Genomic DNA, 17,713 nt, shown 5'->3' with positions numbered 1-17,713 from the left:
CCGGTTTTTTTGCCCTTATTTAGAAAACTTGTCTTTCAACTCTTTTCCTTCTTGTTGGGCTTTGTCTTTACCTTGTTCTTTGTATTCGTCTTTGTGTTCGTCATAATGGTCTTTGCCTTTTTCCGTTGCTTGGTCTTTTGCATCTTTAAATTTATCATCCAACGCCATTTTCCTCATCCTTTCTCTATTTTTTATTTGTTTCTGTTATTCCCTTTAGTCAATCAAAAAAACATCATTGTGATAAAAATATGCAATTAATCCGTAGGACCTAAACCCCTAAAACGCTTAAGATTTACTCAGTCGGGTATTTTATCCTTATAGAAGCTATTTAAAAATTGAACAATGCTTTCCCCTATACATAGAGGCGTCAAGCGGTCCTCAAATTTACGAAGGGGGCTTCGTTATGGAAGAGCAAAAGGATAAACAGATGTTAAAGCTCGCTGCCAGCTGGTTTATGAAATGGGTGTTGAACAATAAAGCCGTATCGATTTTGTTCATCCTGCTATTGGTGCTCCTGATTCTCTTTTTGTTGCCGAAAGTCAGCTTTGTATTTCGGCCTTTTGCTGCTTTTTTTGACGTCATGGGGCTGCCGATTGTCATGGCAGGCGTTTTGTATTATCTTTTGAATCCTTTGATCGATTGGATGGAAACGAAAAAGATCCACCGGGCAGGAGGCATCGCGCTCGTCTTTCTCATTATTTTGGGGTTACTGGCGTGGGGCGTTGCTACACTGATTCCGATTCTGCGGGAACAAACTGTTAGTTTGATCGACAACTGGCAGGATTATTTGAATCGTTTCATTTCTCAAGTAAATGGTTTTTTTCAAAGCGATGTACTCGCTGAACTGCAAAAGCAGCTTACCGGAGAGGAAGACGGTATTTCCGATTCCATCAGCGGGCAGGCGGATGATGTGGTGGATACGACAGTTACGGGAATCGGCAGTGTGGTCGGCGTCCTTTCCACTACGGTGCTTGCGGTAATTACGACGCCATTCATCTTATTTTACTTGCTGAAAGACGGGCATCATTTACCGTACTACCTCATGCCGTTCGTTCCGTCCAAGATGCGGATAAAATCATATGAATTGCTGAGAGAAATGAATCTGCAAATCAGCCAGTATATCCGTGGCCAGCTGATAGTCGCATTTTTCGTCGGCTTGATGTTCTGGATCGGCTTCAGCGTAATTGGCCTTGAATACGCGTTGATTCTCGGCATCATGGCGGGGGCATTGAACTTGATTCCTTTTCTTGGCTCGTTCATCGCATTTATTCCAGTCGTCATTATCGCAATCGTGCTTCATCCGCCGCTTATGCTCGTGAAAATCGCGGCCGTGTTTTTTGTCGAGCAAACCTTGGAAGGCCGGGTCATCCAGCCTTTAATCCTCGGCAATAACTTGAACATCCATCCAGTCACGATCATTGCGGTGTTATTGACTTCAGGGAATCTGTTCGGAATTCCGGGGGTTATCCTTGGAATTCCAGCCTATGCAGTTATTAAAGTGGTGTTCATTCATTTATTCCTTTGGTATAAGGCGTATACCGGCCTTTACGATGATGATTTTAATCCGGCCCCGCAGCCGGTCTTTTCCGAAAAAAAGCAAAAGCGCCAATTGAAACTTAAACGCAAATAAAAAATGAAGCCATTTCGATGGCTTCATTTTTTGGATTTTGTTGGAGTTGCCGCTGTTTCTTTAGTGTCTTTGTCGCGTTTCCAAAGGTAGAAGGAAAAAGCAAAAAAGAAAAGTGCGGTATTAAAGAAAAAGACCAAGTCGTTCAATGCGCCGTCAAGGAATACGATATTCAGCATGGTTAAAAGATGCATTAAGCCGAGCGTTAAGAGTAAAACGGTTGAAGTTTTCATAGAGCCATCCTTATCTGTCTGTCTTTCCTCTATTGTACCTCAAAAGTGGAAATCGGTCAGATAAGAAAAGCCGTATGGAATTTTTGCGTTTTAATTGAAATTCATTCAAACTGAAACTATGAATAAATGAAAAGGTGGAGATCGAATGGCACAATCATTGACTGGGAAAACAGCATTTATTACAGGAGCTGGTAAAGGGATCGGACGAGCGGCTGCCCTTGCGCTTGCGAAAGAAGGCGTGAACCTCGGATTGATCGCCCGCACCGAAATCGATTTGCAAAAAGTCGTGGAAGAAGCTGAAAAAGAAGGCGTCCGTGCAGCTTTTGCGGTGGCCGATGTATCCTCGCTTGAAGAAGTGGAAGCGGCGATTTCGGCATTAACGGAAGCGCTTGGTTCGGCAGACATCCTGATCAATAATGCAGGCATCGGCAAATTCGGAACGGTTCTTGAAACTTCGCCGGAAGACTGGAAACAAGTCATCGATGTGAATTTAATGGGCATGTTTTATGTGACGCGTACTGTCCTTCCGCAACTTGTTGAAAAAAATGGCGGAGACGTCATCAATATTTCATCCATGTCCGGACTGAAAGGCGATCCGGGATCGAGTGCTTACAGTGCTTCGAAATTCGGAGTGCTCGGGTTTACTCAATCCTTGTCGCAGGAAGTCCGCAAACATAATATCCGCGTTTTCGCTTTGACGCCGAGCCGGGTCATTACGGAATTCGCCGGTTCGAAGGAAGAACCGGAAAACAGCCAGGAAAAGTTCATGCAGCCGGAAGACATCGCGGAATATATCGTAGCGCAGCTGAAATTGCACCCGCGTATTTTCATTCCGACGTCTAGCCAATGGGCGACGAACCCGTTTTAAGATGCGGCGGACAGTATTTGGGATGGAACCGACAGTAAATCGCCGGCTAAGGACAGTATTTCCAGTCTCATGGACAGTATTTCGACGCGCAAGGCAAGTAAATCCTTCATTTGGAAAAAGGAGCAATCACCGTGGTCAAGTGGAAAGAAGAAATCATCATCGATGCACCTATTGAACAGGTCTGGCAATTATTCATGGACCGCAACATCAAAAGAATCATGCCGAAAGTGGAAGAGCATCTGTTGCTTGAAAAAGAAGATAATACGCTCGGCGCGAAGCATTCACAAAGCTATTATGCCGGCAGCCAGCTCGAAAGCTATCTCGTAGAAACGACCGCTTTTGAAGACACGCCTGAGCGCAAGCATAAAGCAGTAAAGTTTCTTATGAGCGGCATGTTCGAAGTGGAATACCGATATACGCTCGAAAAAATGGGCGAAAATCAGACGAAGTTCCACTACGGAGGCTCCAATAAAGGCACGAATATGACCGCCAAAGCCATGCTGCTTGCAGGATCAAAGCGAAAACGCGAGGAAACAGTTCGCGCATTCATGGAACGGGTTAAAATAGAAGCGACAAAAGCTTAATGATCAACTATCCTGGAAGAAAATTGTAACGCAGCTGGTTGGTCTTTCTAGCGATTGATAAGAAAATTTTTTTCACCGTCTTTAACTCGTTAGAGAAAATGTAAAAGAGCACCGAAACGGCATGGCAGCAAATAAACAATGAGCTCCTTTATATTTAAAATACATCAGCCTAAGCGTAACTTTCTTAGGCTGATGTATTTTTTTGCCCATTTTCGGCAAACTCGCTTTTTCCGTAAAGCGCTTCGGTATAATTGATGAAAGTACTGCCCAAGTCTGCATAAAGGCGTGAAAATCATTGAAAATCTACATAACGGATTCGGTAGGGAGCGGAAAGACAACATTGGCAAAACGTTTGGCGGCTGAACTGGGTCTGCTCCATTTCGAGACGGATAATTTTGTCTGGAAACGTACACCGGGCGGAGATATCCGGAACTCAGAAGAACAAAGGAATGCTCATTTGACGGACGCCTTGATGCAGCCCAAATGGATCGTTGAAGGTGTCCACATTGATTGGACGGACGCTGCGATCGATCAGGCAGATTGGATTATCTTTTTGGATCTCCCATTAAAAGAACGGAAGAGGCGTATTATCAAACGTTTCTTCAAACAGGTAGCGGGAGTAGAGAGCGCAAATTATGAACCGAAATTCAAGATGCTGCGGAAGATGTTTGCATGGAACCGCTATTTTGAAGATCAGATGAGGCCCGTATTCTTAAAGAAATTCCAAGATCATCCCGGTAAGACGATTCTCTCTAAATCATCTGAAGCAGCCTTGGAAATTTTATTAGAAAAGATAAAATCTAGTTGAGTATTTTTTGAAAATACATGTAGAATATTACATAAGGAATGACAAAATAAAAAAAGAATAACGCAATCAAGAGTGTTAAAAGTATAAGATTTCTATTTTATTTGAAACCTATGTAGCTATACTACGTATAAAGACTATAGAAAGTAGAGGGGGAAGTCTTATGAATGAACAACATGAAACGACTTACAACAGCAAACTCAATCCATTTTTATCCGTGTGGTTGAACACACGGAACACGGTGCGTTATGTAATCGAAGAAAAATCGATGGTCTATATTTTTATGATCATTTTTCTTGCGGGAGTCACAAGTACTTTGGTCAGCATGTACCAAGGGACAGATGATATCGGGATTCCTTTCGGTATTTTAATCGTTGGAGGCGTGATTCTTTCACCGATTGCTGTGGCGATCGGAATCGCTATTATGTCAGGCATCTATTTACTAGTCGGGAAAATGTTCCAAGGGACCGGAACCTATAACGAACTGTTTAAAGCGGTGACGACTTCCATGATTCCGCAAATCTGGCTGCTGCCGCTGTTCATCATTTTGATGATCGTTTCACCGGATTCGTTTTTCGGAAGCACTGAACCCGCTTCAAATGGAGCATTATTCTTTATGGCGTTTTCTGCGATTATTCTAGCCATTGTAACAGTGTGGGGGATTGTGATTCAGAGCAAAGCCATTGGGGAAGCGCATCGTATGTCCAGCTGGAAAGGGTTCTTCACCTTATTGATCCCATCGGTCATTATCGGATTTGTCGTTTTCGTTTTTATTTTCATCATCCTATTTTTGATCATTGGGGCATCGACAATTTAAGAGACTTCGGTCTCTTTTTTTATTAACTGAATACGGAAGGAGTGCAGGGAATGAACGAACTTGAGAACGAACAGCAACTCAATCCATTTACAGCTATCTGGCTGAATACCCATGAGGCGGTTCGCTGGGTCCTGGCGGCTAAAGCCTGGCCTTATTTTTTCTTTCTGCTGTATTTGGCAGGCATTAGCGTCGGGCTTATCAGCCTGTCTCAATCAGCGATGCTTGAATTGCCTTTGGAGGCAGCGCTGTTCTTCGCCTTTATGATTGCTCCAGTGCTGCTTTTAATCGCAGTCGCTTTTATGTCTATCCTATATCTATGGTTCGGGAAAATTATGAAAGGCTCAGCTGTTTATCTAGATGTTTTTAAAGCGGTGATTACCGGAATGATTCCGCAGATTTGGCTGCTTCCGCTCATTTTGCTTTTGGGGATTATTGCCCCTGAAATTTTCCTGTCGCAAACGCCGAAGGAGGATCCGTTAAGTGTCTTTTTGTACGCAGCCTATTTTGTAATTTTAATGGCTACAAGCCTTTGGAGCATCGTAATCCAGAGCAAAGCGATAGCAGAAGCCCACGGGATGGCAACTTGGAAAGGATTTTTGACTTTGTTCGTACCGAGCGCCGTAATGTGGGTGATCATGACTTACGTAATTATTCTGCTCGTTTTTGCGTTAGCCGGTTTTTAAGGGAGACTTCGGTCTCTTTTTTTTGCTAAAAATAATCAATTGTAGATTCTTACATAAGGAAAATAATATAAAAAACAAAAACGTAATAAAAGAAATTCTTCAAGAAGATGACAGAAAATAAAGCGATGCGTATGATGAAAGAAATGCGTTTCAAGGGGGAATACGATGTTAACCAGCTACGTTAAAGAAGGGGTCCTTTGTGCAGAAGGAACTATAGAGAAATACGGAAGAAAAGTATTTGTCTATTTAGTCGATGGCATGCTGATTGATTCAGGTCCTGAAGTCCTCTTAACCGAACTCGAGCCTTTATTTGAAGAACATGATTTTGATCAAGTGGTTTTTACCCATAACCATGAAGACCACACTGGGAATGCTTCATTTCTTGCAGAGAATTTTCAAGTCCCGCTATTGATGAATGAAAAAGGGATCTCGCTTTGCCTAGCGGACGGGGAGTACCCGCTTTACCGTCAGCTAATTTGGGGACAAAGAAAAGCGTTCACAGCAAAACCGATTTCAGAAGTGATCCGTTCGAAAAACTTGGAATGGAAAGTCATTTATACACCAGGGCATGCTAGCGACCATGTATCGTTTCTGAATGAAGAAACTGGGCGTCTGTTTAGCGGGGATCTATACGTTTCGCCCCATACAAAAGTGACGATGGCAACAGAATCAGTTAAACAGATGATGGATTCCCTTGAAACTTTATTAGCTTACCGCTTTACACATTTATATTGCAGCCACGCCGGCTATTTTCCGAACGGCAAAGAAGTCCTTCAACAGAAACTGAAGAAACTCCGCGAAATGAGCGAGAAAATTTTACAACTGGATGCTGAGGGCTTATCCGTCGAAGATATCAATGAAGCTTTGTTTCCAGGGAACTACCCAATTGTTTTGTATTCGGAAAGAGAATGGGATACACTCCATACCATCCGCTCCGTCATCAAAGAGCTAAAACCGTTTACGGTAAAGGGGAATCATAACACATGAAGTTTTTAGCAGAATCAGACCGCTTAGTACTTGTCGTCATGGATGAACAGCATGTCGAAGCAGCTAAGCATTTTTGGGGCGATCCGGACGTGATGGCAGAATCCGGCGGGGCATCTAAACCGGGAAATCTTCCTGTGATCATCGATGCCTACCGAAAATGCTATGAAACGACAGGAATCACGGTTTTTGGCGTGATTGAAAAGCATTCTGGACAGCTCATCGGAGCATCCGGTTTTAACGGGACAGCCAATGACAAGAAAATCGAATTGATCTATCATTTTGCCGCTGCTTTTTGGGGGAAGGGCTATGCGACTGAAGCTGGTGCACTTGCTTTGAAAATTGCTGAAAAACAGACCGGCATCCATTTGGTTTATGCATCTGCTGATCCCCAAAACAAGGCTTCACTGAAAGTGCTTGAAAAGCTTGGTTTTCACTACATCGACCACCGCTGGTTTGACGATACCCAGCAAGAAGAGCCGTATTACGAATTGGTCCTTCACCAAAACTGACCCTTGATAAGAGAAGGGTTTTTATGTTCTATCCGAACATGCCAGGATAATTTTGCTATACTGACAATATTGGGATATTAAAAAAGAGCCGTCATTCTGAATTGGAAAGGAGGAGTTGCCTTGGTCTATGCTATTTTGCTTGCTGAAATTATTCTGATTACGATCTTTATTTATTTTGTCAGCGGGCGTTTGATGGGTGCCAAAGTCAATTTCATGAAACGCGTACTTTCGGTTACGATCGGTGTGGCGTTGACGACATTTGTCTATTGGTACTCCTATTTGCGCTATACCGATTTCATGAACGAAAGCGTCGTGGAAAATGCCGCCAATGTCAGCACAATCATTTGGATCGGCAGTATCTTATTGATCACCATGCTCCTGTATTTGCTTTTGGAATTATTCGATCCCATCGAACTCGGTTCTAGAGGTGAACGCATTACGGGGCGCAAGTTTATCTTGAGGCGCATCCAACACCGCTGGAGAAGGCAGAAACGCTTGAGCCAAGTGGTGGAAATTGCTGTTCGCAACGGGATATCGCGTGCCTTGAAGTACGCGCGGCATCGTGAAAATGACCGGGAACTGGCCATCGCTTTCCGGGATACTCTGGAGCAAAGCGGGGGGATATTCATCAAGTTTGGGCAAGTGCTTTCAACCCGGACTGAACTTTTCCCGCAGGTGTTCGTAGAAGAGCTTGGAACACTCCAGCAAAACGTTAAACCACTCACAACGATCCAGGTCCAGACAATTCTTCAAAACTCCTTAGGCCATAAAATGGAGGATGTTTTCTCTTCTTTTGATATGGAGCCGCTTGCAGCTGCATCGATCGGCCAGGTCCATAGAGCCGTTCTGAAGAAAAACAACCAGCCCGTTGTCGTGAAATTGCTTCGGCCTGACATAAAGCGCATCATGCGGGACGATTTGAATATCCTCGTTGAATTTGCCGAATGGGTCACGAGTAAATCCAAATGGGCGGAAAATCTCGGGTTCAAAGAACTGGCCATCGGATTTGCAGCGGGTTTGCGAGAAGAAGTCAATTTTGATATCGAAGCCCGCAATACGGTGCAAATTTCCAACGCCTTAAAAAATAGCCCTTATAAAGTCAAGATTCCCCATATCTACACCGAATACAGCAACAGCCAGCTTATTGTCATGGAACAGGTGATGGGCATGAACTTAGCAAAAGGACAGGAACTTTTCGATCGGTTTGATATTGATTCAAAAGAATTTGCCCGAACCATCCTGTTTTCGTTCTTTGAACAAATGCTGTTTTCCGGAATTTTTCATGCAGATCCGCATCCCGGCAATATTTTCATCAACGAAAAAGATGGCTCTCCGATATTGCTTGATTTCGGGGCGGTGGGGCGCCTTGCGTCTTCACAGCAGGAAGGTCTTAACCTTTTCATCTTAGGCGTCCAGCAAGGGGATTCAAGTGTCATATACGATGCGATTACCTTGCTCGTTGAAGACAATCAGCACATCGACCGCCACCGGTTCGAACAAGCCATTGGCCAATTGCTGCTGCGGATTTCGTATGTGGACCGGATTCCGACAACCGAACTCATTCATTCACTATTTGACGTCGTAAGGGATTTCGGTTTGTCATTTTATCCGTCGGTCGGTATCGCTTTGCGGTCCTTGATCACGCTTGACGGCACCTTGCATTTAATCGATCCGACATTTGATATGTTCACAGAAGCGAAGACTTTCGCGAAGAAATACAAGACTTCTTTCCTCAAAAAGCCGTTTACGGAACCGAAAGCGACGAAAGAAAAAGTCGAAAGCGAAATGGCAGTCTTGATTCCGGAGCTGCTAAAACTGCCGAAGCGCGTCGACCGTTTAGTGGAACGGATAGAAAGCGGCAAAATCATTTTGCACCACGATGTGTTTTCCGATAAGAAAAACGCCAATTTCGTCATTCAATTATTCTCGCGTTTTGTGCTCCTCATGACGGGAATTACGTTCGGATTGGTATCGGCGGCGCTGCTCGCCATCGCCCAGTTCATTGAGACTGCTTATGCCGTCTATTTGAATACAGCAGCCTATACAGGGTTGTTCTTATGTGTGATCTTACTGGTGCGATTATCCGTGCAGGCAATACGGGACATGAAACGCAGCAACGACGATTAATCGATAAAAAAACGCCCCTAAACCGGATTCAGTTTAGGGGCGTTTTCCTTAATTGGATTTCCGTTCGGCAATTCGTTTTACAAAAGCATCGGATTTGGTTACATGAACCGGTTGAATGAGATTGCCTTTAATTCCTGGTTTATCAGCAGTGCGGCTGCGCGACCGAATGGACGTCAATCGTTTTTCGGCACGCTCTTTAACCGATTTTTGTTTCAATGGAGTATTTGCGCTTACCATCTAACATCACTCCTTTTTTTCATCATAAGGCATCGTATTAATACGGTCAATAACATCACCCCCTGGTACTAATCGACCAATAAACTAGACGAAAGTTATATATTTAATTGAATTTTCAGTAAAATTTAATTAAAATAATATATACTATTGTGTTCTTAACCGACTAATTCAGTGGAGGTTTTATGATATATGGAAAAGAATCAAACTACTCGAAAGAAATGTACTGTTAGCAAAGAAAAAAATAGTTGACATGTATAATTTAGGAAATTAAACATTAGAAATTGCTAGCTTAGCAAACGTTTCAGATTGATATATAAGGACTGTTCTTAAAGAAAAGAATGTTATAATGCGGCCGAATGGCAGTTGGAAAAGAAAATTTCACGTTAATGAGGCTTTTTTCGCACATGGTCATCAAGTATGGCTTATATTTTAGGTTTCTTCTTTGCAGATGGATGTATTATTAGGAATCAACAATCAATAAGCTTTGCTCAAAAAGAAAAGTATATTCTAGAAATAATTAAAGAAAGCTTAGATTCTAATCATCAAATCATTCAAAATAAGGAAACAAAAGTTTATATATTAAATATTCACAGTAAAATTATGAAGAATGACTTAATCTCGATTCATGGATTGACTCCTAACAAATCTAAAGATATTAAGTTTCCAGAAGTGCCAGAAATTTATCTTTCACATTTCATTAGGGGGTTTTTCGATGGAGACGGCTATGTTAACTATAAGAGTTACTTTGTAAGTTTTGTAGGAGGTTCATTTAGTTATATGGATTCACTAAAACTAAATTTAGAAACGGTAGGTTTTGAAACGAACTTTACCGAGCATGAAAATTGTTTTCGAGTTTATATCAGCGGAAGAAAAAGTATAAGTCAATTTGCAGAATGGTTATATAAGGATTCAAGTATTCACTTAGAAAGAAAGTATAAAGAATTTCAAAAAGAAAAATTGCATAGTAATTTACTTCAAAATAAGATCAAGACACATAAAAACGCATTAGAGAAGAGAAGAAGAGATAATATATGAGTCTAAAAACTTTTTTATTTTTAGTAGACATAATATAAATTATCGGAAGTAGAGTTTCACTCATAAAGTATACTTAAGACAGTGAGACGGAATCGATTTTTATCTGGATTTTCATGATTTTTAGCGTTTTAGCTATTTTGCATTCAGTAAGTTCATTTTGCATATGTTGACGTTTATGTTGGGTTCATTTATTAATTTAATGAAACGAATTCGATTTTAAAAATCTCACAGCAAATTCTCAATGCCAAAAAATCCTCAATCCATCATTCATTTGTTCAACTTTAATCAGCTGATGATGCACTGAGGATTTTCATCGCTCTTCAAAATTACTTTAATCCTTACATAATCAATAAATTCCAACGGTGTCCATCCAGATCGCTGAATCCGGATCCATACATGCCGTTTCGTTCTCCAGGCTCCGCAAAAACCTTTCCGCCTGCATGTTTTGCCTTTTCGGTCATTTTACGGACCTCTTGCTGCGAGTTCATGGATATGGACAATAAAACTTCGGTGCCTTGCTGCGTATCTGCTACCGGGCTTTCTGTAAATGACTGGAATGTCGTTTCCGGAAACAGCATAACCATCACTTGATGGTCGCCGACGACTAGTCCTGCCATGTCTTCGCTATCAGCAAAGCGCTCATTCATCGTAAAACCGAGCGTTTTAAAGAATTCTCGTGACTTTTTCAAGTCTTTAACTGGAAGATTGATCCAAAATTCATTGGCCATTTTAACCGCTCCTTTTTCCAATTTAATTAAAGCGATATTCCACCTTTTTTTCAGTTTAAAAGGTCTAACCCCCGTAAAAACGGATAATTTATTGCTTTCTTAGCATTTTTCCGCCGTATTTACAGAGACTGCACGTTTAAGAAATTTCCAGTAAATGAAGCTGGATTTGCTGCAATTTGCTCGGGTGTTCCGGTTGCGACAACTTCGCCACCTCACTTCCCTCTGTTTCCATATCAATGACCCAATCGGATTCTTGGATCATTTCCGTCTTGTGTTCGACAATGATCACCGTATGGCCGGCGTCGACGAGTTTATTGACCAATAGCAGCAATTGCTTGACGTCATTTGGATGGAGCTCGGACGACGGTTCATCCAAAATATAAAGCGTCGGGCCTTTTACCGCCTTATTCAGCTCTTTTGCCAGCTTCAAGCGCTGCCCTTCGCCTCCTGATAAGGTCGTCAAGGTCTGCCCCCATTTCAAGTAGCCGAGGCCAACTTCAAGCAATACCTTGATTGTGGAGACGATTTTCTTCTGGCCTTGAAATAACGGCAAGCTTTCTTCGATGCTGAGGTCCAGGACATCGGAAATGGACTGGCCCTCGTAATGGACAGCTAGCACTTACACTTTAAAACGTTTCCCGGAACATACCGGACAAACGACTTCGAGGTCAGGCAAAAAATGCATATTAACGAACACGTATCCGAGTCCTTGGCAATGTTCGCAGCGGCCGCCTTCTGTATTAAAAGAGAAATGCTTTGCTGTTAACTGCTGCTCTTTTGCCGCTGGAAGATTTGCATATAAATTTCGGAGCCCCGTATAAATGTCCGTATAAGTCGCAATATTCGACCGTTGCATGCGGCTTAGTGCCGACTGGTCGACCGTCACCATGCGCTGGATAAATTCCATGCCCGTAATCTTATCGTAGCCCGCTTTCTGGTGATTTTCCTCTGCGCTTGAAGCCAGAAGATCAAATAGTAAAGTTGATTTGCCGGAACCTGAAACCCCAGTAACCGCTATAAAACAGCCAAGCGGAAACGAAACATCGATGTGCTTCAAATTGTTTTTTACTGCCCCCGTAATCGTGATGCATTCGCCTGTTCCCGCTCTTCGCACGGTTTTCGGGAAGTACGGTTCATTCAAATATACGCCGGTCACAGATCTTGCCTGGGTGGCTAAAGAAGAAAGCGTACCTTCCCCAACAACTATTCCGCCGTTAATGCCGGCTCCCGGTCCGATATCAATGATCCAATCTGCTTCTTTCATGACATCGACATCATGTTCAATGACCAAAACCGAATTCCCATGGTCCCGAAGCTGCTTTAAGATCGACACCAGCCCTTCCGTATCTTTTGGGTGAAGGCCTGCAGTCGGTTCGTCAAGAATATACAACACCCCGCTTAAATCCGATCCGAGAACGGTTGCAAGACGCAGCCGCTGTGATTCGCCGCCTGACAACGTCATTGACGTACGGTCCATCGACAAATAGCCAAGGCCGACATGCAAAATGCGTTCCAATTTCACGCCGAGTTCAAAAACCAAGTTTTCCGCTATGGAGCTTTCCCGCTTTTCAAGGTCAGACTTGATGCGTTTTACCCAATCCAAAACTTGTTCCAGCGGCAATTTCGACACTTCTGTAATCGATTGGCCGGCAACAAGGACGAGCCGGCTTTCTTTTTTTAATTTGTCACCGCCGCATTCGGAACAAATTTTCTGGTAGAAAAAAGCCGATTCTCCGGATTGGCCTTCTTTTTCAGCATAGCGCCGCCACATCCCGGTTAAGACCCTTCAAAACGGCCTTTTGCGGCTGTTTTCGGAGGCGGAAGATCAGGAAAATGACGGCTGAACTCCGTGCTTTCTGCGCCGTAATAAAGCAGGCCCCGCTGAATTTCAGAATAATCCTTTAGCGGCAAATCGATATCGAAACCCATTCCGTAGTATGCGCCTTCCGCAGTCAGTACTTGCCCGTAGTAAATGCCCATGTTGTCGAACCAGAATGACACCGCCCCATTCCGCAAGCTTTTCGATTCATCGAATACATCTTCTACTTTGATTCCAAGCGTCTTTCCCAGCCCTGAACAATTGGCACAAGCCCCTTCTACTGTGTTAAAGGAAAAATGGGCTTTATTTAAGGTTTTCATCTCAAAACCGCAAACAGCACATGGCATCGTTTCACTGCCTTCCGGAAGATCCGCAGGCTTTTTGACGAAAGAACCGCAATTTGGACAAGGTTGCCTGCCTAGTTTTTCATAGATGATACGCAAATAGGTATACATGTCTGTGACCGTGCCAACTGTCGAACGCGGATTTCGGTTCGTCGTTTTTTGCTGGTTGATGCCGATGGATGGCGAGAGCCCTTTGATCGACTCGACTTTCGGCTTATTGATGAAATTCGTTGCCATGCCGTTCATTTCAAAGTATTGGCGCTGGCTTTCCCGCTGCAAAATGTCAATGGCGAGCGTCGACTTGCCGGAGCCGGATGGCCCTGTAATCACGACAAATTGCTGTTTGGGAATTTCTAGAGAAATGTCTTTCAAATTATTTTCAACGGCACGGACGATGCGAATGGTTTCAGTCATCTTAAAAGCCTCCTCCAATTAAGCCGGGTTACCGGCAGCAATTGCTTCTCGTGTTCTTCTTAACCATTTTGCTGCAAATTTGCTTATCAAGACTGGCAAAAAAGCCCCGAACCTTTACGGCCGGGGCTTTGGTTAAACATCTATATAACCGTTCTACTAACTTATTGAGCCACGTCAATGCTCGAAAATGCAGTTTCTTTCTCAGACTTCCGCTTTTCTTCTTTGTATTTTTTGTATCCTTCAATGTGATTCAAGTAAAGCTCCAAGTAGTTGATTGCGTTTTCTTCCATCTCGTTTGTTTCTCTTTGAATAATCGTCATTTTCATTTCCCCCTTATAATGGTCAGTGATTGTCTTGCGCACATACTGAATTTCCGTGGCTGAGGCTAAAATGGACGGATTTATTAAACAAAAATCTGGAATCCCGGTAAGAAGGTCAACTGGCCGCTTGGCCGGTTAATTGCTTGAGAGCCTGTGACAGCCGCTTTGCAAAGTCTTCAGGCGGCTCGGTGGTCGTTAACTGAATGCAAGTCAGGCCCTGAGCCGTTGTCTGTACTTGTGAGAAATTAGTCGGAAATGGAATCGGGTGCCGCCAAAGCGCCGTACTGAATGCTGAAATCTCATCAGCCAACAAATAAACGCTAGCTTTGTTGGTCGCTTCCCCGCTTTTAGCCAGTGGAGTGATTTCAAATGAACAGAAAAGCCGTTCCGTACCTTGAAGCATCCGCTTCGTTTGAAACCGGTAATACCCCTCCAGTAACTCTCCAACTGTTCCCATCCATAAACCGATTTTTTGTACCATTGCTTCTTCAAAAGAGATGCACACCATACCGATCCTTCCTTCCTTAAAGCTTGCCCTAATTATTATTCATTCTTAAAGATTCATTCTGGATGTTCATTCAACGAAATGACGACAAATTCAGAAAACTTTAATTAGTAAAAAAATATAATCCTTCTGCCTATATCTTTTAGCATATATTTAATTGGTTACTTCTTTCTTTTTTCTTTATTTCGTTACCAACAGACTATAATATCCTATATCTTTTGTAAATACTTAATTTTACGGTATTTTTCTATTCCCCTCCTTTTCAATAAAAAATGTTATTTTTTGATAGCTTTATGAATTATTAGATAATTCAAACTATTTCGCGATATAGTTCATAATCCTTCTCCAAGTTCTGTTTTATAAATTTGGGGGAAATTCTCATTTCAAAAATGAGAATCATCGACGGTAAAAATTAAGGTTTCATTCTGTTAAATTTAATGCAAGATCCTTCGCAAAGTAAAAATAACTCAATTCCCACTTTCAAGGGTTTTGGAAAATAAAAGGAAAACGCTATACTCGGAAAGCAAAAAAAAATAAAAAATTTTTTATTTTTTTTTGCTTTCAGCTTTCATTTCACTTCTCATTTAACCGTTTTATCGATTTCCACCCGTAAACCACTTCTTCATATCGTTCTCCCGCAATCGTTTCAAGTTCCGTATGGATCTGTACAGCCCCCAAGGTTTCATAAAAATAGCGAGCGCTGTTTTCAGCTAGAACCAAAACCAGCATTGAATGGTATCCCCTATCAAGTAAGCTTTGCGCCACCTGTTTTACCAACGCTTTTCCGATGCCCTGCCCTTGAACTTCTTCCAGCAAGTAAATCGCATATAACTCGCCATCGTTTTCTAAATAAGCACCGCTGCGTTCTTTTCCGCCAGCCGCAAAGCCGACTATCGTCCCTTTTTCGTTTTCGGCCACAAAAACTTCCTGCTTCATGATTTGCCTGCTCCAACGATTTTCCCTTTCGCTATACGACATGCCGTCCAAAAAATGCTGAGGGACAATCTCTTTATACGTCGTCCGCCAACTATCGACGTGCACTTTCGCCATGCCTTTTGCGTCACCTGATTCCGCTCTTCTGATCTGCATCGGTATCTTCCTTTCCTAATCGAGTTTCTTCTATAGTAAAAAAAAATGAAGAAACCCGTATTGGAGTAAGTTCTGTCTTCTTAAAACGGTCTGATGATCATTAATTGATCAGTTCCGTGATTTTCTCTTCATTCGCTAAGAAAAACTGCTTGAATTCTTCTTCGTAGTCTCCCGCATTTTTCTTTTCAAGATTTCCCGAAAGCGTGAGTTGATTAAATGTTTCTAAAAGCTGATGATAGCCAATCAATTTGTTGTAATACTTTTCTGTCAGCTCTCCGTCTCTTGCATCGTTTATGATTTCTCTAATGCCGATTGGCAAGTAAAAATCAAATTGGTCCTGTACTTTGTAGAAATACTCCATATTCGAAAAATAAATAAAGCCCGGCACCGCTTCGAGACCTGTCGGTAAACCAATCAGTTCATCTGATGCGCCGTAGGCATAGATCAAATCATCCGCAAGCTTCCGGGCATTTTGGGATTGATCGTATTCTTCAATCATGATTTGGAGAGCTTGCTCTACTGATGCATGCTGAAGCACATACTCTCTAATCAAAGCTTTCTCTACTTGCTGTTGTTGCCGGCCCACTAAAAAAGCCAATAACACGACCAGGACGGCCAAAACTCCGCAAGCCATCTTCCATTTCTTCATTGCATGCCCTCTTTTCTTTAGCTAACACTTTATGTAAAATTTTCCCTTGCCATTAGCGTACCACTCTTTCTCGGTCTTCTTGAATGCCTTTCAAACAATAGCAATCCACTTTTCCAATAGCCCGGGTTTTTCGGTAGCCTTTTCCTTTTAAATTTGGGTTTTCATCACGATTGTTGCTTTTCTGCCACTTAATTCGGGATTGACAGCAACGGCCTTTCAATTTATGATTTAAAAGTATCTAAATGAAAATGATTATCATTTTCACGGATTATCGAAAGGGGAAAATAACCACATGAAAAAGCTATTATTGCCGCTTCTTTTCTTCATACTGCTTGTGCTTGCCGCATGCGGAAATACAGAAAACGAGGGAACTGCAGCAGATGCAGACAAAGAAACTGAAAAAGACACCGTTACCTACGAGTCTGAAACAGGCCCGGTTGAAGTACCAAAAGAACCGAAACGCATCATTGCATTGACAAATGCACCAAACGTCCTTGCGCTTGAAGGAACAATTGTCGGAGTAGACGAATGGACAAATGCCAATCCGCTATTCACCGACAAACTAACGGATGCGGAAATCGTTACAGAAGATAACTTAGAAAAAATCATTGAACTTGAACCGGATTTGATCATCGCAGGCACTCACATGAAAAACTTGGACAAGCTCGGCGAAATCGCACCGACTGTCGCTTACACATGGGGCAATCTGGATTACTTGGATCAGCAAGTTGAAATCGGTAAATTATTGAACAAAGAACAAGAAGCGACGGATTGGGTTGCGGACTTCCAAGAACGCGCTGCAGCTGCAGGTGAAGAAATCCGTGCGGAAATCGGTGAAGATGCGACCGTATCGGTTATCGAAAGCGGCAACAAAGAATTTTATGTGTTCGGCGACAATTACGCGCGCGGCACAGAAATCCTGTATCAGGCCATGAAATTGAAAATGCCCTCTAAAGTTGAAGAAATGGCACTTGAAGCAGGCATCTATACCTTCTCTTCTGAAGTCCTTCCGGAATTTGCAGGAGACTATGTCATCCTCAGCAAAAACCCGGATGTCGATAACTCTTTCATGGAAACAGACGTATGGAAAAACATCCCGGCTGTGAAAAACGGCCAAGTGTTTGAAATCAACACGAAAGCCTCTACTTACAGTGACCCAATCACATTAGAGACGCTTTTGACTTTCTTTGAAGAATCATTTTTAGGAAACTAAGTTAAAAAGCCCCTGGATTCCAGCACTTGCAACCGAGTGCCGACACCCAGGGGCTTTTTTCTTTTCTTTGGAACAACAACCGGCGTTTTCTGTCTTTTCCTTCCTTTCACAGGGCCGCAT

Annotated in this window: 19 protein-coding genes and 1 pseudogene; 11 read left to right on the top strand and 9 right to left on the bottom strand. The window is 42.6% G+C overall.

From position 1 onward, the window contains the following. Positions 1–15 precede the first annotated feature (15 nt). The gene (locus AC2EXB_RS09845) at positions 16–168 is read right to left on the bottom strand and encodes a hypothetical protein (protein ID WP_483601210.1); all 153 of its coding nucleotides are present in this window, start codon (positions 166–168) and stop codon (positions 16–18) included. Positions 169–403: 235 nt separating this feature from the next. On the opposite strand from AC2EXB_RS09845, the gene AC2EXB_RS09840 reads away from it, so the two are divergent. Continuing rightward, positions 404–1,630: an AI-2E family transporter gene (locus tag AC2EXB_RS09840; protein WP_483601209.1), complete on the top strand. Its 1,227-nt coding sequence runs from the start codon at positions 404–406 to the stop codon at positions 1,628–1,630. A gap of 23 nt (positions 1,631–1,653) precedes the next feature. Here the strand turns inward: AC2EXB_RS09840 and AC2EXB_RS09835 are convergent, their stop codons facing one another. Further along, a complete protein-coding gene (locus AC2EXB_RS09835) occupies positions 1,654–1,860 on the bottom strand; it encodes a hypothetical protein (RefSeq protein ID WP_235199164.1) in 207 nt (68 codons plus the stop codon). Between the two features lie 145 nt (positions 1,861–2,005). Between AC2EXB_RS09835 and AC2EXB_RS09830 the strand changes: the two genes are divergently transcribed. The 8 genes from AC2EXB_RS09830 (at position 2,006) to AC2EXB_RS09795 (ending at position 9,240) form a co-directional block, all read left to right on the top strand. Further along, positions 2,006–2,728: a 3-ketoacyl-ACP reductase gene (locus AC2EXB_RS09830; RefSeq protein ID WP_483601208.1), complete on the top strand. Its 723-nt coding sequence runs from the start codon at positions 2,006–2,008 to the stop codon at positions 2,726–2,728. 131 nt (positions 2,729–2,859) lie between these two features. After that, positions 2,860–3,312 carry an SRPBCC family protein gene (locus AC2EXB_RS09825; RefSeq protein ID WP_483601207.1) on the top strand — a complete coding sequence of 151 codons (453 nt, stop codon included), beginning with the start codon at positions 2,860–2,862 and terminating at the stop codon, positions 3,310–3,312. Positions 3,313–3,607: 295 nt separating this feature from the next. Then, positions 3,608–4,120 (top strand): P-loop NTPase family protein, encoded by a 513-nt coding sequence (locus AC2EXB_RS09820; protein ID WP_483601206.1) that lies wholly within the window; start codon positions 3,608–3,610, stop codon positions 4,118–4,120. 160 nt (positions 4,121–4,280) lie between these two features. Continuing rightward, a complete protein-coding gene (locus tag AC2EXB_RS09815; RefSeq protein ID WP_483601205.1) occupies positions 4,281–4,934 on the top strand; it encodes a Yip1 family protein in 654 nt (217 codons plus the stop codon). A gap of 50 nt (positions 4,935–4,984) precedes the next feature. After that, positions 4,985–5,617 (top strand): YIP1 family protein, encoded by a 633-nt coding sequence (locus AC2EXB_RS09810; protein WP_483601204.1) that lies wholly within the window; start codon positions 4,985–4,987, stop codon positions 5,615–5,617. 165 nt (positions 5,618–5,782) lie between these two features. Then, positions 5,783–6,604, top strand: a complete 822-nt coding sequence (locus tag AC2EXB_RS09805; RefSeq protein WP_483604692.1) for an MBL fold metallo-hydrolase — start codon at positions 5,783–5,785, stop codon at positions 6,602–6,604. After that, a complete protein-coding gene (locus AC2EXB_RS09800; protein ID WP_483604691.1) occupies positions 6,601–7,113 on the top strand; it encodes a GNAT family N-acetyltransferase in 513 nt (170 codons plus the stop codon). The genes AC2EXB_RS09805 and AC2EXB_RS09800 overlap by 4 nt, the downstream gene beginning before the upstream one ends. A gap of 120 nt (positions 7,114–7,233) precedes the next feature. Next, a complete protein-coding gene (locus tag AC2EXB_RS09795) occupies positions 7,234–9,240 on the top strand; it encodes an ABC1 kinase family protein (RefSeq protein ID WP_235199157.1) in 2,007 nt (668 codons plus the stop codon). Positions 9,241–9,288: 48 nt separating this feature from the next. Here AC2EXB_RS09795 and AC2EXB_RS09790 read toward each other — a convergent pair whose 3' ends face one another. Further along, on the bottom strand, positions 9,289–9,477 hold the full coding sequence (locus tag AC2EXB_RS09790; RefSeq protein WP_483604690.1) for a hypothetical protein: 189 nt from the start codon (positions 9,475–9,477) through the stop codon (positions 9,289–9,291). Between the two features lie 417 nt (positions 9,478–9,894). Here AC2EXB_RS09790 and AC2EXB_RS09785 point away from each other — a divergent pair, with 417 nt between their 5' ends. Continuing rightward, positions 9,895–10,512 carry an LAGLIDADG family homing endonuclease gene (locus AC2EXB_RS09785; protein WP_483604688.1) on the top strand — a complete coding sequence of 206 codons (618 nt, stop codon included), beginning with the start codon at positions 9,895–9,897 and terminating at the stop codon, positions 10,510–10,512. A gap of 338 nt (positions 10,513–10,850) precedes the next feature. Here the strand turns inward: AC2EXB_RS09785 and AC2EXB_RS09780 are convergent, their stop codons facing one another. The 6 genes and pseudogenes from AC2EXB_RS09780 to AC2EXB_RS09755 all read right to left on the bottom strand — a co-directional run bounded on the left by AC2EXB_RS09780 (position 10,851) and on the right by AC2EXB_RS09755 (position 16,380). Continuing rightward, positions 10,851–11,240, bottom strand: coding sequence for a VOC family protein (locus AC2EXB_RS09780; RefSeq protein WP_483604686.1), 390 nt, complete (start codon positions 11,238–11,240; stop codon positions 10,851–10,853). Between the two features lie 119 nt (positions 11,241–11,359). Then, a pseudogene (locus tag AC2EXB_RS09775) lies at positions 11,360–13,817 on the bottom strand (ATP-binding cassette domain-containing protein). 161 nt (positions 13,818–13,978) lie between these two features. Further along, the gene (locus tag AC2EXB_RS09770; protein WP_235199152.1) at positions 13,979–14,137 is read right to left on the bottom strand and encodes a hypothetical protein; all 159 of its coding nucleotides are present in this window, start codon (positions 14,135–14,137) and stop codon (positions 13,979–13,981) included. A gap of 115 nt (positions 14,138–14,252) precedes the next feature. Further along, the gene (locus AC2EXB_RS09765) at positions 14,253–14,645 is read right to left on the bottom strand and encodes a hypothetical protein (protein WP_483604684.1); all 393 of its coding nucleotides are present in this window, start codon (positions 14,643–14,645) and stop codon (positions 14,253–14,255) included. A gap of 570 nt (positions 14,646–15,215) precedes the next feature. After that, on the bottom strand, positions 15,216–15,731 hold the full coding sequence (locus AC2EXB_RS09760; protein ID WP_483604683.1) for an N-acetyltransferase family protein: 516 nt from the start codon (positions 15,729–15,731) through the stop codon (positions 15,216–15,218). A gap of 100 nt (positions 15,732–15,831) precedes the next feature. Beyond that, on the bottom strand, positions 15,832–16,380 hold the full coding sequence (locus AC2EXB_RS09755; protein WP_483604681.1) for a hypothetical protein: 549 nt from the start codon (positions 16,378–16,380) through the stop codon (positions 15,832–15,834). Positions 16,381–16,672: 292 nt separating this feature from the next. On the opposite strand from AC2EXB_RS09755, the gene AC2EXB_RS09750 reads away from it, so the two are divergent. After that, positions 16,673–17,593: an iron-hydroxamate ABC transporter substrate-binding protein gene (locus AC2EXB_RS09750; RefSeq protein ID WP_483604679.1), complete on the top strand. Its 921-nt coding sequence runs from the start codon at positions 16,673–16,675 to the stop codon at positions 17,591–17,593. The last annotated feature ends 120 nt before the right edge of the window (positions 17,594–17,713 follow it).

This window comes from Planococcus alkaliphilus, assembly GCF_057031095.1.
Note: the sequence above shows the minus strand (reverse complement) of the source record. Positions and strands in the feature narration are given on the sequence as shown.

What these genes read in the sequence shown, in the direction of transcription:
- AC2EXB_RS09845 (WP_483601210.1), bottom strand. Translation starts at nt 168, where the DNA reads ATGGCGTTGGATGATAAATTTAAAGATGCAAAAGACCAAGCAACGGAA.
- AC2EXB_RS09840 (WP_483601209.1), top strand. Translation starts at nt 404, where the DNA reads ATGGAAGAGCAAAAGGATAAACAGATGTTAAAGCTCGCTGCCAGCTGG.
- AC2EXB_RS09835 (WP_235199164.1), bottom strand. Translation starts at nt 1,860, where the DNA reads ATGAAAACTTCAACCGTTTTACTCTTAACGCTCGGCTTAATGCATCTT.
- AC2EXB_RS09830 (WP_483601208.1), top strand. Translation starts at nt 2,006, where the DNA reads ATGGCACAATCATTGACTGGGAAAACAGCATTTATTACAGGAGCTGGT.
- AC2EXB_RS09815 (WP_483601205.1), top strand. Translation starts at nt 4,281, where the DNA reads ATGAATGAACAACATGAAACGACTTACAACAGCAAACTCAATCCATTT.
- AC2EXB_RS09810 (WP_483601204.1), top strand. Translation starts at nt 4,985, where the DNA reads ATGAACGAACTTGAGAACGAACAGCAACTCAATCCATTTACAGCTATC.
- AC2EXB_RS09805 (WP_483604692.1), top strand. Translation starts at nt 5,783, where the DNA reads ATGTTAACCAGCTACGTTAAAGAAGGGGTCCTTTGTGCAGAAGGAACT.
- AC2EXB_RS09800 (WP_483604691.1), top strand. Translation starts at nt 6,601, where the DNA reads ATGAAGTTTTTAGCAGAATCAGACCGCTTAGTACTTGTCGTCATGGAT.
- AC2EXB_RS09790 (WP_483604690.1), bottom strand. Translation starts at nt 9,477, where the DNA reads ATGGTAAGCGCAAATACTCCATTGAAACAAAAATCGGTTAAAGAGCGT.
- AC2EXB_RS09785 (WP_483604688.1), top strand. Translation starts at nt 9,895, where the DNA reads ATGGCTTATATTTTAGGTTTCTTCTTTGCAGATGGATGTATTATTAGG.
- AC2EXB_RS09780 (WP_483604686.1), bottom strand. Translation starts at nt 11,240, where the DNA reads ATGGCCAATGAATTTTGGATCAATCTTCCAGTTAAAGACTTGAAAAAG.
- AC2EXB_RS09770 (WP_235199152.1), bottom strand. Translation starts at nt 14,137, where the DNA reads ATGACGATTATTCAAAGAGAAACAAACGAGATGGAAGAAAACGCAATC.
- AC2EXB_RS09765 (WP_483604684.1), bottom strand. Translation starts at nt 14,645, where the DNA reads ATGGTGTGCATCTCTTTTGAAGAAGCAATGGTACAAAAAATCGGTTTA.
- AC2EXB_RS09760 (WP_483604683.1), bottom strand. Translation starts at nt 15,731, where the DNA reads ATGCAGATCAGAAGAGCGGAATCAGGTGACGCAAAAGGCATGGCGAAA.
- AC2EXB_RS09755 (WP_483604681.1), bottom strand. Translation starts at nt 16,380, where the DNA reads ATGAAGAAATGGAAGATGGCTTGCGGAGTTTTGGCCGTCCTGGTCGTG.
- AC2EXB_RS09750 (WP_483604679.1), top strand. Translation starts at nt 16,673, where the DNA reads ATGAAAAAGCTATTATTGCCGCTTCTTTTCTTCATACTGCTTGTGCTT.